The organism is Nocardia callitridis (assembly GCF_039543305.1).
Taxonomy (GTDB): Bacteria; Actinomycetota; Actinomycetes; order Mycobacteriales; family Mycobacteriaceae; genus Nocardia; species Nocardia callitridis.
In genome coordinates this window covers 94,088-108,215 of the sequence record NZ_BAABJM010000005.1, presented here as the reverse complement: position 1 = coordinate 108,215, position 14,128 = coordinate 94,088, and the positions used below count along the sequence as shown (strand labels likewise).

Sequence of the window (14,128 nt, the reverse complement as noted above, 5' to 3'; positions counted from 1 at the left end):
CCGCTCGGGATGTGGAGGATGACGGGGTGGACACACCTGGAGCGAGGACAGGAACGCGATTCGGGCCGTACGAATTGCGTGCCCTGCTGGGCAAAGGTGGCATGGGCGAGGTCTACGAGGCCTATGACACCGGGAGGGATCGGCTGGTCGCGGTCAAACTGTTGGCCGCCCAACTCGCGAAAGACCCGACATACCAACTGCGATTCCGGCGCGAATCGCAGGCGACCGCTCGGCTGGCCAACTCGCATGTCATCCCGATCAATGACTGGGGGGTGATCGACGGCGCGCTGTTCATCGACATGCAGCTGGTGCGCGGGACGGATCTGCGCGGCATTTTGCGCGGTGATGGCGCGTTGAGTCCCACACGCGCCGTTGGCATCATCGAGCAGGTCGCGTCGGCGTTGGATGCCGCGCACGCGGGTGGATTGATCCACCGCGACGTGAAGCCTGGCAATATCCTGGTGACCGAGGACGACTACGCCTATCTCGCCGATTTCGGTATCGCGCACACCGAGGGCGACAGCGCGGTGACGATGGTGGGGATGGCCGTCGGCTCCTACATCTATATGGCGCCGGAACGCTTCGACGCCGGGACGGTGACCGGCCGCGCGGACATCTACTCGCTGGCCTGTGTCCTGCACGAATCGCTCACCGGGGCAACGCCTTTTCCCGCCGCCAGCATGAATGTGCTGATCAAGTCGCATCTTTCCGATCCGCCGCCGCGTCCGAGTGTGCAGCGCGACGGGGTGGCGCCCGCGCTGGACGAGGTGATCGCCAAGGGGATGGCGAAGAACCCGGCGGATCGGTACGCGAGTGCCACCGAATTGGCGCAGGCCGCACGGGTCGCGATCGGCGGCGCCGTGACCCCGCAGCCTCCGGCGCAGCCGACCTTGGTGGTGCGCGCCCCCGCGCAGCGGACGACGGCACCCGGCGTGGTCGCCGCGCCGACGCCGGGGGAGACGTCGCTGAATTCGGTGGTCAATCCCGCGGGGCCGACCGTGGTCCGGTTGACCGATTTCCAGTTCCCCCCGACGGCCGAACAGCCGGCGATCCCGAAACCCGTACCGCCCGCGAACCCGTCGACCGGCGCGATGCCGACGATGCGGCCTTTTCCGGATGCGCACCTGTTCGAGCAGGCGCAGGACAAGGCACACTATCCACAGGTTTCGAGGTTTTCGCCGGAGGAAGCGGAAGTCGAACAGCAGGCATACCGTGAGGTGTCGGACTATTCCGACGCGACAGCGTATTTCGACCCCGCCGACGCGGCGAATCCTGTCTCCGGGCACGTGGATTCGGTGATGGAGCATCGAGCCGAAGCAACTCACCGCTCGGCGGATTCGCTGGAATACTCCGGGGTGCAGCGCTTTTCCGTCGAGGAAGCCGAGGTCGAGCAACGGGCTTACCGTCAGGTTTCGGATTACTCGGCCCCCGCGCGCTACCCGGAGCCCGAACAACCTCCCAGGGTGCAGCGCTTTTCGCCGGACGAGGCGGAGGCGGAACAACGCGCCTACCGGCAGGTCTCGGATTATCCCGCCGCCGCGGCATACGCCGAGGGTGCTGATTATGTCGGTGCGGCGGACGACGCTGCCGAAAGCGCCGCCAGTGAAGTGGATTTCGACGCGGGAGCGCCGGATTCCTCGGTGCGCGAATCGTCGGTGAACGGTTACCCGGACCCGACGGAATACCCACGGGTGCAAAGGTTCTCACCGGATGAGGCCGAGGCCGAGCAGCGCGCCTATCGGCAGGTCTCGGATTACTCGGGTGTCGCGGATTATGCGCCGGCACCCGAGAGCACCGGGGGAATCACCGAATTCCTGCCGAAGGCCGACGAACGGGTTCGCAGCGAGGAGCGCGCCTACTCGCGTGCGGGCGGTTACTCGCAGATCGGATCGGCCTCGGGCTCCCCGGTGCTCGATGAGTTCGACGAACCGAAGACCAGGAAATACCCCGGCGTCCGGGCGTACTCGGCGGTGGACGAGCACGACGAAGAGTCGAACCGTCCTTACGTCACCGGCCCCGAGGCCTTCGTCGCCGATCATTCGCCCCCCGGTGCACCACCGGAGGGCGAGTCGAACGCGACGCCGATGGCCTACTCCGAATACTCGACCCCACAGGCATATTCGGCCCTGGACGACGAGTATGCCGACTACGCGGACGACGACCCCGCCGCACCCACCGAATTCATTCCGGTGGGCGATTACCGCGATCCGATCGCCTACGACCAGGACGAGGACGACGGCCCGGCTCCTCGCCGCGGCACCGACGATTCGTCGGCCAAGACCCATTCCGTGGTGTTGCCCGTGCTGGTCGCGGTACTCACCATGGTGGTGATCGCGGTGGCCGGTGTAGTCGGTTGGCAGATGTTCGGCTCGCTGGATACGTCGAGCAATACCGCCGGCGCTGGCACCGAGGAACCCGCCCCGCAGGAACCCGCGGCACCGGGACCAGCCTCCTCGGCCCCGCCGACCGGTGCGACCACGACGAAGTCGAAGCCACCGACCCTGCCGGCGGGCGCCAAGGAATGCGAGCCCGAATCCGGAGGGCAAACCACCGGCACCTTCGTCAACGTGGCTTCGGGTAGTTCGGTCACCAGTTGCGAATTCGCCGAAGAGGTACGCAAGCGTTACGCGGAAGTCGGTACGGCAGATAGCATCTCCCGTGACGCGCCGCGAAGCGTCGTCGCCACCAGTCCGGTGACCGGTCGCACCTACACGATGAAATGCGAGACCGAGAAGCAGGTTGTTACCTGCAACGGAGGCGATAACGCGATCGTGTACGTCTACTGATCGGTTTCCCGAGGTGTAAGGGTCGAGGTGCGAACAGGCAAGGCTGCGCGTGGCGCAGGTCGAAGCAGCGGCGGCGTCATCCCGCTGAAAGCCATGGGCGCAACGACATTCGCCGTCCTCCTGCTGTTGTGCGGGTGTGGATCCGGTGCCGACGCGAACCCCGAGGAAGCGGGGGCCGCGAGTTCGGTGACCGGCGGTGCCACCGGTGGCGACACGGGCGAGAGCCTGCTGGTCACGATTCCGGGGACGCTCGCCGCGAGCGTCGTCGAATTGCAGGGCACTGTGCGCGGCGGCCTCGGCATGGCGATCATGCCGGTCGGCGGCCAACGTGCCGCGACCTTCGGTGACTGGAGGACCGGGCCCGCCTGGTCGACGATGAAGGTGCCGTTGGTGATCGCGGCGGCGCGTAACAGCCCCGGCAGCTACACCTCGGCGGCGTCCTCGGCGATTACCGCCTCGGACAATTCCGCCGCCGACACGCTGTGGCAGTCGCTCGGCACAGGCAAGGAAGCGGCGCAGGCGGTGGAGCAGGTGTTGCGCGAAGGGGGCGACACCGCCACCACCGTTCCCGACACGACGACCAGGTCGGACGCCTCGGCGTTCGGACAGTCGGACTGGGCGCTGGCCGATCAGGTCCGCTTCGCCTCGCAGCTGCCGTGCTTGCCGCAATCCGAGCAGGTGATCACGCTGATGAGCAAGATCATCTCCAGTCAACGCTGGGGTCTTGGCACTTTCACCAGCGCGGAGTTCAAAGGCGGGTGGGGTCCCGATGCGCAGGGCCAGTACCTGGTTCGGCAATTCGGCCTCGTCTCCACCGACACCGGGCAGATCGCGATCGCCATGGCCGCGCAACCGGATTCGGGAACCTTCGCCGACGGCATGAACATGCTGGACAAGCTCGCGGACGTGGTGGCCGAGCACATCGGCGAGTTGACCGGCGGGTCCTGCCCGGCCTGACCGCGCGGGTCGAGGTAACCCAAGCTTCACGGGGGCGGGGTCCCACGAGCGCGGCGACAAGGCAAGATATCGGTCATGCGCATCGGAGTCTTGACCGGAGGCGGCGACTGTCCTGGGCTGAATGCCGTGATTCGTGCGATCGTACGTACCGCGAACGGGCGCTACGGTGACGCGATCGTCGGGTTCGAGGACGGTTGGCGCGGCCTATTGGAGGATCGCAAGATCCAGATCCAGAACGACGACCGTACCGATCGATTGCTCGCCAAGGGTGGCACCATCCTCGGCACCGCACGCACCAACCCCGACGTGCTGCGTGCCGGGCTCGGCCGGATCGAGCAGACCCTGGACGACAACGGCATCGAGGCGCTGATCCCGATCGGTGGCGAGGGCACGCTCACCGCGGCGAGCTGGCTGGCCGACGAGGGCGTGCCGGTGGTTGGTGTCCCGAAGACCATCGACAACGACATCGATTGCACCGACGCTACTTTCGGCCACGACACCGCGTTGAGTATTGCCAGCGAGGCCGTCGATCGACTGCACACCACCGCGGAATCGCATCAAAGGGTGATGCTGATCGAGGTGATGGGCAGACACGCCGGGTGGATCGCGGTCAATGCCGGTATCGCCGCCGGCGCGCACCTGACCCTGGTACCCGAGGTGCCGTTCGACGTGCGTGAGGTGTGCGCGATGATCAAGCGTCGCTTCCAGCGCGGCGACAAGCACTTCATCTGTGTCGTCGCCGAGGGCTCGCACCCACTGCCCGATTCCGGCTTCGCCCTGCGCGAGGGCGGAATCGACGAGTTCGGCCACGAACGGTTCACCGGTGTCGCACAGCAACTCGGTGCGGAGATCGAACGCCGAATCGGCAAAGAGGTCCGCACCACCGTCCTCGGTCACGTGCAGCGTGGTGGCAGCCCCACACCGTATGACCGGGTGTTGGCCACTCGTTTCGGCCTGCATGCCGCCGAGGCCGTACACGCGGGGAATTTCGGTCAAATGGTTGCCTTGCACGGCACTTCGATCGGCCTTGTTCCGCTCGCCGAGGCCACCAAGCAGCTCAAACGAGTCCCCGAAGAGCGTTACCGCGAGGCAGAGGCGTTCTTCGGCTGAGTTGTTCCTCGGCTGCGCCGCGCCGGTCGCGTTACCCTGAGTCCATGGTCGAGTCCCTCGCTCAGGATTTGTCGGATGGTCAGGTCGCCGTGCTCGACCGCAGGGCCCGTGCCCGCGGACTCTCGCGTGAGCGGTATGTGAGTCAGGCCTTGGCCGAGCTTGCCCGCGATCGGTCGGCAGACGACACGATCGTCGATTTCCTCCGGGAGCAGGGGCGCGACCTGCGGCCGGAGTGGGATCGGGAGGTGGCGGCGCTGGTCGAGACCTATGAACTGACCGCGGATGTGCTCGACACCTTCGGTGCGAGGGCACGCGCGGTGGGTTCGCCGCTGTGTGACTATGTTCGGCAACAATTGGTGCGGCTGGCCAGGCGCAGCACCGTCGAGGACGCGATGCTCGAACTGCGGGAAGCGCAGGAGCGCGACCCGAGCCTGGACATCGACATGGATGCGGTGGCGGCGTCGATGCGGTACGTGCGCGGCGAGTGACCGGAAGGCGGGCTTCGATCGATCGCCGGATGCGGCATGAGCGGGTGCGAGGAGATGCCGTCGGTGAAATATCTGCCCGGCACCTTCGGCGTCACGGTTGTTGATGGCATGGAGAAACCCCGCATTGCCGCGGGCAATCGGTCAGTGCTCATGGCCGAATCCTCTAGAGCATGGGTGCGCTGCGAGAGCGCGGATTGCCGCTGATTCGGCGGGATCGACGAAGACTTCGACGAGGGTGGAAGTGAGCACCGCCGCGAGGTTCAGGAAGGTGCCGGCGGGAATCGCCGCACCTGCCGCTGCCGGGTGATTGGATCACGTCGCTTTGGGCGTCTCTCGTACTCGGTGACCGGTTCACCCGGTTTGCGTTGGTGCGACGCCTGATTCGGTGGAGTGCGCAAGGTGGCGGTGCGTAGATCCAGTGGTGCGTAGATCCACAGGGCGCGGCCGTGCGACGGTACCGTGTAGGCATGCGCTCCGGTCGTTTGGTTACGTTTGTCCTGTTTGCGGTCGCGGCGACGGTGGTGGGTTGCTCGTCGGGATCGTCGGATTCCGACACGGAGCAGTCCGCGCCGACTCTCGGTGAATGGCACGGGCAGATCGAGATTCCCGACCACCCCTTGGCGCTGGGGGTGAATTTCACCGACGCGAGCAGCGCCACCATCGACATACCGGCGCAAGGGCTTTCGGGCGCGCCCTTGAAAGAGGTGCGCACCGATCCCGAGGCGGTGGAGTTCGCCATCGCCGCAATCCCCGGCGACCCACGATTCCGCGGACGCTTCGACGCCGAGACCGAGACCATCGTCGGCGATTTCACCCAGAGCGGCCAGTCGTTTCCGCTGCGCTTGGCACGCGGCAAGGTCGAAGAGCCCGCGCGCCCGCAGGAACCGAAGCCGCCGTTCCCGTACAAGTCCGAGGACGTCACCTACCGCAGTGGCGATATCACCATCGCCGGCACCCTGACCGCGCCCGAAGGTGCGGGCCCGTTCCCCGCCGTCCTGTTGATCACCGGCAGCGGCCCGCAGGACCGCGACGAACAGATCGTGGGGCACAAGCCTTTCCTGCTGATCGCCGACACCCTCACCCGCGCGGGCTACGCCGTGCTGCGCGCCGACGACCGCGGCGTCGGTGGCACCGGGGGAGACCTGGAGGAGTCGAATTACACCGACCTGTCCGGTGATGCGGCCGCCGGTGTCGGCTTCCTGCGCGGTCGCTCCGAGATCGACCCGACCAGGATCGGACTGTTCGGGCACAGCGAAGGTGGGTACCTGGCACCGCTGGTGGCCGCGCGGCCCGACAGTGGTGTCGCGTTCGTCGTCCTGATGGCGGGTCCCGCCGTGCCGGGCTCGGAGGTGTTGATCGAACAGAACCGACTGATCGGCGCCGCGACCGGCACCCCGCCGGAGGAAGTGGATACCAGGGTGCGCCAAACCACCGAACTGGTGGATGTCTTGAAGCGTAACGACATCGAAGGTGCGCAGGATCTCGTCCGCCGACAGAACGCGGAACTGCCCGAGGATCAGCGCGTCTCCGATGAACAACTCACCGCGGGGATCAACCCCATCCTCGCCGCCCTGGTGAACTACGACCCCGCGCCCGCGCTCTCGGCGCTGCGTGTCCCGGTGTTCGCGTTCTACGGCGGTCACGACCTGCAGGTGCCCGCCGCGCAGAGCGAACAGCCGATGCGCGAGCATCTCGCCGCCGATCCCGACGCCACCGTGCACGTGTTCCCCGGCCTCAACCACCTCATGCAGCCCGCGCCGACCGGTAACCCCAGCGAGTACGCGGGGATCGAGACCACCGTGGCGCCGGAGGTACTGACCTACGTCACCGACTGGCTCGACCAGCGGACGCGGAAGTAGACCCATAGAGACCCGTAGCCGTGTGCGCGCCGCGGTGCTGTCCGCGCGGCCATGCGGGCAGCACCGACGCGTCGACTGCGGCATCGGCGATATTTGTCTTCGTCGCAGGCCGGGTGAACCGGCGGATGCGGAAGTAGGGCGGCGCCACCGTTTGCCTAAACTGTTCGACATGAGCGCACCCACGGCCGACCTGATGGATTATTCGGATGTTCTCGCCCGGTTCGAGCCGGTGCTCGGACTCGAGGTGCACGTCGAACTGTCCACGGCGACCAAGATGTTCTGTGGTTGCCCCACCGAGTTCGGCGCCGAGCCGAACACCCAGGTGTGCCCGGTGTGCCTGGGCCTGCCCGGCTCGTTGCCGGTGGTGAACAAGCAGGGCGTCGAGGGTGCCATCCGCATCGGGCTCGCCCTGAACTGTGCGATCACGCCGTGGGGTCGGTTCGCGCGCAAGAACTACTTCTACCCCGATCAGCCGAAGAACTACCAGATCAGCCAGTACGACGAGCCGATCGCCACCAACGGCTACCTGGACGTGCCGCTGGATGACGGCAGCACCTTCCGTGTCGAGATCGAGCGCGCCCACATGGAGGAGGACACCGGCAAGTCCCTGCACGTCGGCGGCGCGACCGGACGCATCCACGGTGCGAGCCATTCGCTGCTCGACTACAACCGCGCGGGTGTTCCGCTGATCGAGATCGTCACCAAGCCGATCACCGGTGCGGGGGAGCGCGCACCCGAGGTGGCGCGCGCCTACGTGACGGCGCTGCGCGAAGTGGTGAAATCGCTCGGCGTCTCCGATGTGAAGATGGAGCAGGGTTCGGTGCGCTGCGATGCCAACGTCTCGCTGATGCCGGTCGGCGCAACGGAATTCGGCACCCGCACCGAAACGAAGAACGTGAACTCGCTCAGGAGCGTCGAGGTCGCGGTCCGGTACGAGATGCGCCGCCACGCCGCGGTACTCGCCGGTGGTGGCACCATCGTGCAGGAGACCAGGCATTTCCACGAGGCCGACGGCAGCACCTCCGCCGGACGCATCAAGGAGACCGCGGAGGATTACCGCTACTTCCCCGAGCCCGACCTGGAACCCGTTGCGCCCGAGCCGGAATGGGTGGAGCAGCTGCGTGCCACCGTGCCGGAGTACCCGTGGCTGCGTCGTGGTCGCATCCAGGCCGACTGGGGGATCTCCGACGAGGTGATGCGTGACCTGGTGAACGCGGGCGCGCTCGACCTCATCATCGCCACCGCCGACGCCGGCGCCCCCGCCAACGAGGCGCGGTCGTGGTGGGTCGCCTACCTCACCGAGAAGGCCAAGGAAACCGAGGTGGAGTTGGCGGACCTGCCGATCACCCCGGCGCAGGTCGCCGAGGTGATCGCCCTCGTCGAGGCGAAGACGGTGAACAACAAGGTCGCCAAGCAGGTCGTCGACTTCGTGCTCGCGGGTGAAGGCGAACCGGGCGCGATCGTCGAGGCCAAGGGCCTCGGCATGGTCAGCGACGACGGCGCCTTGCGCACCGAGGTGGACAAGGCACTGGCCGCCAACCCTGACATCGCCGAGAAGATCCGCTCGGGCAAGGTGCAGGCCGCGGGCAAGATCGTCGGCGACGTGATGAAAGCTACGCGAGGACAGGCGGATGCCGCTCGCGTTCGAGAGTTGGTCCTCGAGGCCTGCGTTCAAGGCTGACCAAGATCGCAGGGGCCGGTCGGTGCGCCACGCCATGACGTGCGCGTGGTCCGCCTGTCCAGGCACGGCGCGAGTTGCCCGGTGGCGATTGGCGGTGCTTGTGTTCGGCTGACCGGCAGGCGCCCGGCGGAGATCACTATCGAGGGCGTGTTCCTCGAGCGCTCGAACGTGAACCCGCGCAATACCTGCCGGCGCAGACCGAGAAGGTCCTCGCGGCGACGTGGTCGAGATCGACCTGAACCGTCCTGGTCGACGCCCTGGTGTGAGAGCCGTCGGCTTGCCACACTCCCCCGGTCAGGGTCGGCGCAGAGTTCGCCGACGACATCGCTGCCCCCGACCATCAGTGTTTGGTCGGGTTTTGTTGGGGTGGTGGGGTTTTATCGGGCAGCCGCGGTGCGGGTCTTCGAGATCACCGAGACGCGGGTGCGGTGTGTGGCGCGCGGGTGCGTCCCGGTGATCTCGCGTGGCCGTTCAGTCCGGGCCGGTGCCTTCGCCGCCGGTCGGTGGGATGCGGACGACGCGGTCGTCGAAGGGGCCGGGTTGGCCGTCGGTTTTGTTGACGGTGCTGACCCAGATGTTGCCGTCGGCGCCGAGGGACGCGCCGCCGAGCCGACCGTACTTGTTCTGCGCGAGCAGGGCGGGTGGGGCGGTGACCGCGTGGGTGTTCGGATCGGTGGCCGCCAGTGCCAGCGCCTGCCCCTGGGCCAGCGACACCGCTACACCGTCGGCGGCGGCCGCGCATCCGCCGACGCCGGGGCGATCGGGCCAGGTCCACGCGGTGGTCAATGCGCCGTCCGCGCCGAGTCGCTGCAACCGGTCCTCGGCGGGGGTGCGGTCGGTGATCCAGATGCTGTCGGTGCTGTCGCGGCACACGTCGCCCGCGGTGCCGATGCCGGACGCGGCGACCTCGGTGTCGGAACCACCCGAACTCGGCGACTTCACGCGCAGCAACTTGCCCGCCAGCGACGACGGCGCCGCGGCCGAGGTCGGGTCGCCCGCGTCGCCGGTGAGTACCAGCATCTCCTTGCCGCTGAAGTCGATCGCACCGTGGTTTCCGTTGGCGCCCTTCGGGATTCCGGTGACGATGTCCTTCGGTGCGCCGCCCTGAGCGATCCTGACCACACGATTGTCGCTGCCGGTGGTGATGTAGGCGTAGAGCAGCCCGTCCTCCTGATAGGTGGGCGAGAGCGAAAGGTCACTGAGGCCGCCGTCGCCAGAACTGTCCACGTCGATCTGCGCGATCTCCGTGGGCGGCTGGTCGGGGGCGACCTTGAGGATGCGTCCGGTCTTGCGCTCGGCGACCAGTGCGCCGTCGGCGATGGTGACCAACCCGCCGGTGGTATCGAGGCAGGTGGCGACGACGGCGGGATCGGGGTCGATGCACGGCCCACTCGGCCTGGTGGTGGAAGGCGGCGCTTGGTTCGGCTTGGACGGGCCGATGTCGGCGCCGTGCAGCGTGGGTTCCGGTGTGAAGGGGCTCGACGCCGAATCATCGAACCGGGCGCAGCCCGACAGCAGCGCGCAGGCGAGTGCCGAACTCACCGCGATACGGCCCACGACAACCAAACTCATAGCTCAGACGTTACGGAAATACTGTCGAGCATGCCGCTGCGGGGTCTCGCGCGGGTCTCGCGTGTCCGGACGCGTCGCGACCTACCGCGACAACCCTGTATTCCCGGTGATTGACACGCCGCCGTCATTGCCGCCGCAGACGTGCACACGGCGACATAAAGTATGGGCCGTGACCGAGAAGTCGAACGACAACACCGATCCCACGCCGTGGCAGGCGCGAGGATCGGATGCCACGGCGGAGCTGGCCCCGGTTTCCACCGGCCGCGGCGTCGGCAGCCCTTATGATGCACCGACGGGGCAGTTCCCCCGGGTGGATTTGGAGGCGAAAGACGTGCCACGGACCGACGACGAACTCGGCATCGGCCCCGATGTTCCGACCACAGCTCAAGCCGCCTCGGGCGGGCAGGGCTCCTACTCCTACGCGAGCATCCCGCCCGCCGCCAACCCGCCGAACGACACCGGCAGGTTGCGCCGCAGGAACGGCGACGAGCGCCGAGGCACCCTGGATTTCGGCCTCTTCCTGCTGCGCCTGATCGTCGGAGCGACATTCCTGTACCACGGCTTGCAGAAGCTCGCGGGCTGGTTTCACGGCCCCGGGCTCGACGGGACCCGCGACATGATGGCCGGCGGCGGCTGGGATCACCCCTCGCAGTCCGCGCTGCTGGTCACCGCGGGTGAGGTCGGTGGAGGCGTGCTGCTGATCCTCGGCCTGGCAACACCGCTGGCCGCTGGCGCCGTACTCGCGGTCATCCTGGACGCGTGGGCATGGAAGCAGGGCATGATCCCGGGCTTCCAATACAAGGCCGGTGACAGCGCCGTGGAATCGGAATCGGTCCTCGCGGGCATCGCCGCGGTGGTCATTCTCACCGGCCCCGGCCGCTGGTCCTTCGACCGCAACCGCAAGTGGGCGACCCGCCCCGGCATCGGCTCCTTCGTGGTCCTACTCCTGGCCATCGCGGCGGCGGTCGCCGCGTACTGGTTCCTCCACGGCGGCAATCCACTGGTCGGCGTCAAACCCTTCGACTGACGGCGGCTCGGTCGGCGGTTGTCGCGGGGCGAATGGTGTGCCGTCAGCGCATGATCCGCCGTCAGCGCGCCGGACCGCGCACGTCTCGATCGAGCGTTGCGGATCGGGCTACCGAGTCGGACCAAGGAGCGGTTCTCTCCGCTCGGCGTCGTCGGAGCGGGCGAAGGGTCCGGTTCCGAAGTGGGTTTCGGTCGGCTCGTCGTTCGCGCACCCTCGCACAAGAAAGCGGCGCCACGAAATGTCTTCGTGGCGCCGCTTTTTCGTGTGTTACGGCACGTAGCGGACAGCACCCTTGTCGGCGGAGGTCGCCAGCGCCGCGTAGGCGCGCAGGGCGGTGGTGACCGAGCGTTCTCGGTTCACCGGCTGCCATGGGCGTTCCGTTGCTTCCATTTTCGCGCGGCGTTCGGCGAGCACGGCGTCGTCCACCAGGAGCTCCAAAGCCCGGGTACTCACATCGATGCGGATCTGGTCGCCGTTTTCGACGAGGCCGATCACGCCGCCACTGGCCGCTTCGGGGGAGATGTGTCCGATGGACAATCCCGAGGTGCCGCCGGAGAAGCGGCCGTCGGTGATCAGCGCGCACTTCTTGCCGAGTCCTGCACCCTTCAGGAACGCGGTGGGGTGCAACATCTCCTGCATGCCGGGGCCGCCCGCGGGGCCCTCGTAGCGGATCACGATCACATCACCGGGCTTGATCTTCTTGCCGAGGATCGCCGAGACCGCCTCCTCCTGCGACTCGACCACCACGGCGGGACCTTGGAAGCTGAACAGCTCCTCATCGATGCCCGCGGTCTTGAGCACGGCACCGTCGACGGCGATATTGCCGCGCAACACCACGAGGCCGCCTTCCTTGGTGTAGGCGTGTTCGATATCGCGGATGCAGCCGCCCTCGGCGTCGGTATCCAAGGAGGACCAACGGTTTTCGGTGGAGAACGGCTCGGTGGTGCGCACTCCGCCCGGCGCGGCGTGGAACAGTTCGATCGCCTCGTCGGATGCCTTGCCGGAGCGGATGTCCCAGGTGTCGATCCACTCGTCGACCGAGGCCGAGTGGACGGTCGTCACGTCGGTCTCCAGCAGTCCGGCGCGGTGCAGTTCGCCGAGGATCGCGGGGATGCCGCCGGCGCGGTGCACGTCTTCCATGTGGTAATCGGAGTTCGGTGCGACCTTCGACAGGGTCGGCACTCGGCGACTGGTCTGCTCGATGGTGTGCAGATCGAAGTCGATCTCGCCCTCCTGTGCGGCGGCGAGGGTGTGCAGCACCGTGTTGGTGGACCCGCCCATCGCCACGTCCAGCGCCATGGCGTTGCGGAAAGCGTTGGCGTTGGCCACATTGCGCGGCAGCACCGACGCGTCGTCCTCGCGGTACCACTTGTTGGCGATGTCGACGACCACGGTGCCCGCACGCTCGAACAGCGCGTGGCGCGCGGCGTGGGTGGCCAGCGTGGAACCGTTGCCGGGCAGGGCGAGTCCGAGCGCCTCGGTGAGGCAGTTCATCGAGTTCGCGGTGAACATGCCCGAACAGGAGCCGCAGGTCGGGCAGGCGGAACGCTCGACCTCGCTCAGACCGTCGTCGGAGATGCTGCTGTTGGCGCTGGCCGAGATCGCGGTGATCAGGTCGGTCGGTGCCTGCGCGACACCGGCGACGACCACGGCCTTACCGGCCTCCATCGGCCCACCGGAGACGAACACCGTCGGAACATTCAGTCGCATGGCGGCATTGAGCATGCCGGGGGTGATCTTGTCGCAGTTGGAGATGCACACCAGCGCGTCGGCGGTGTGCGCGTTCACCATGTATTCGACCGAGTCGGCGATGATCTCGCGCGAAGGCAGCGAGTACAGCATGCCGCCGTGACCCATCGCGATGCCGTCGTCCACGGCGATCGTGTGGAACTCGCGCGGTACGCCACCCGCGGCGCGGACCGCGTCGGCCACGATCTCGCCGACGTTCTTCAGATGCACGTGACCGGGAACGAACTGGGTGTAGGAGTTCGCGATGGCGACGATCGGCTTACCGAAGTCGGAGTCGGTCATACCGGTGGCGCGCCAGAGCGCGCGGGCACCCGCGGCATTGCGGCCGACGGTGGTGGTTCTGGAACGAAGCGGTGGCATTGAATGATCCTCGGTCTGGTCGCGGGGCTGAATCGTGCGACTGCGCGAGCGTGCTCGCGGCACTTTCACGCTACTCCCGCGCGGTCGTGGGTTCGCGTGCTGGTCGGCGCGCTCGGTTGGCGCCTGCTCGATGGGGCTCGCTCGAGGCGGTCGGTCTCGGCGGTGCCGATCGTCGGTTCGGAAGTGGCGCGCCGTGCTCGGCCGTCCCAAGGTCGGCGTAGAGCACCGATGGCGCTGACGGATCACCGGGGTGCCGGACCGTCCGGGTGCGCGCACAGGACTCGGCGGATTCGCCGGGTGCGGTGCCCGCGTCACTACGAGCCTAACGTCGCGCCGCCCCGGTTTGTTCCGATTTTCACGTGCGCCGCCGGTCGCCGGTCGAGTACACGACGTGATCGTTGCTGCGGTACTTGCGTTTTCGAAGCTGATCAGGTCGGGACCCAGCACCGGCGAGAGCACTGGCACGACCGGGTGTGGATGACGATGCCGGTCCATCGGCGGTGTCGATCAGGGCCGGGGATGCGTTCGGTACGGAGCCA

At 67.4% G+C, this 14,128-nt stretch carries 10 protein-coding genes and 1 pseudogene; 9 read left to right on the top strand and 2 right to left on the bottom strand.

The genetic code is table 11. The features are described from left to right. Nucleotides 1-26 precede the first annotated feature (26 nt). The 8 genes and pseudogenes from ABEA50_RS23040 to ABEA50_RS31015 form a co-directional block, all read left to right on the top strand. Entirely contained in the window at nucleotides 27-2,786 is a 2,760-nt protein-coding gene (locus tag ABEA50_RS23040; protein WP_345497849.1) for a serine/threonine-protein kinase, read from the top strand. A 27-nt stretch (nucleotides 2,787-2,813) separates the two neighbouring features. After that, nucleotides 2,814-3,743: a hypothetical protein gene (locus ABEA50_RS23035; RefSeq protein ID WP_345497847.1), complete on the top strand. Its 930-nt coding sequence runs from the start codon at nucleotides 2,814-2,816 to the stop codon at nucleotides 3,741-3,743. Nucleotides 3,744-3,818: 75 nt separating this feature from the next. Then, entirely contained in the window at nucleotides 3,819-4,853 is a 1,035-nt protein-coding gene (locus tag ABEA50_RS23030) for an ATP-dependent 6-phosphofructokinase (RefSeq protein ID WP_345497845.1), read from the top strand. 44 nt (nucleotides 4,854-4,897) lie between these two features. Further along, entirely contained in the window at nucleotides 4,898-5,341 is a 444-nt protein-coding gene (locus ABEA50_RS23025; protein WP_345497843.1) for a hypothetical protein, read from the top strand. A 36-nt stretch (nucleotides 5,342-5,377) separates the two neighbouring features. Continuing rightward, nucleotides 5,378-5,545 carry a hypothetical protein gene (locus ABEA50_RS23020; protein WP_345497841.1) on the top strand — a complete coding sequence of 56 codons (168 nt, stop codon included), beginning with the start codon at nucleotides 5,378-5,380 and terminating at the stop codon, nucleotides 5,543-5,545. A gap of 263 nt (nucleotides 5,546-5,808) precedes the next feature. Then, nucleotides 5,809-7,200: an alpha/beta hydrolase family protein gene (locus ABEA50_RS23015; RefSeq protein ID WP_345497840.1), complete on the top strand. Its 1,392-nt coding sequence runs from the start codon at nucleotides 5,809-5,811 to the stop codon at nucleotides 7,198-7,200. A 169-nt stretch (nucleotides 7,201-7,369) separates the two neighbouring features. Then, complete coding sequence (gene gatB / locus ABEA50_RS23010; RefSeq protein ID WP_345497839.1) at nucleotides 7,370-8,881, top strand: Asp-tRNA(Asn)/Glu-tRNA(Gln) amidotransferase subunit GatB; 1,512 nt, start codon at nucleotides 7,370-7,372, stop codon at nucleotides 8,879-8,881. 33 nt (nucleotides 8,882-8,914) lie between these two features. Beyond that, nucleotides 8,915-9,128 (top strand): annotated as a pseudogene (locus tag ABEA50_RS31015) (fumarate hydratase); the annotation flags it as partial. A gap of 224 nt (nucleotides 9,129-9,352) precedes the next feature. Here ABEA50_RS31015 and ABEA50_RS23005 read toward each other — a convergent pair. After that, nucleotides 9,353-10,453: a PQQ-dependent sugar dehydrogenase gene (locus tag ABEA50_RS23005; protein ID WP_345497838.1), complete on the bottom strand. Its 1,101-nt coding sequence runs from the start codon at nucleotides 10,451-10,453 to the stop codon at nucleotides 9,353-9,355. 169 nt (nucleotides 10,454-10,622) lie between these two features. Between ABEA50_RS23005 and ABEA50_RS23000 the strand changes: the two genes are divergently transcribed. Next, nucleotides 10,623-11,480, top strand: coding sequence for a DoxX family protein (locus ABEA50_RS23000; RefSeq protein ID WP_345497836.1), 858 nt, complete (start codon nucleotides 10,623-10,625; stop codon nucleotides 11,478-11,480). Nucleotides 11,481-11,747: 267 nt separating this feature from the next. Here ABEA50_RS23000 and ilvD read toward each other — a convergent pair whose 3' ends face one another. Further along, entirely contained in the window at nucleotides 11,748-13,589 is a 1,842-nt protein-coding gene (gene ilvD, locus ABEA50_RS22995) for a dihydroxy-acid dehydratase (RefSeq protein ID WP_345497835.1), read from the bottom strand. Nucleotides 13,590-14,128: the final 539 nt, after the last annotated feature.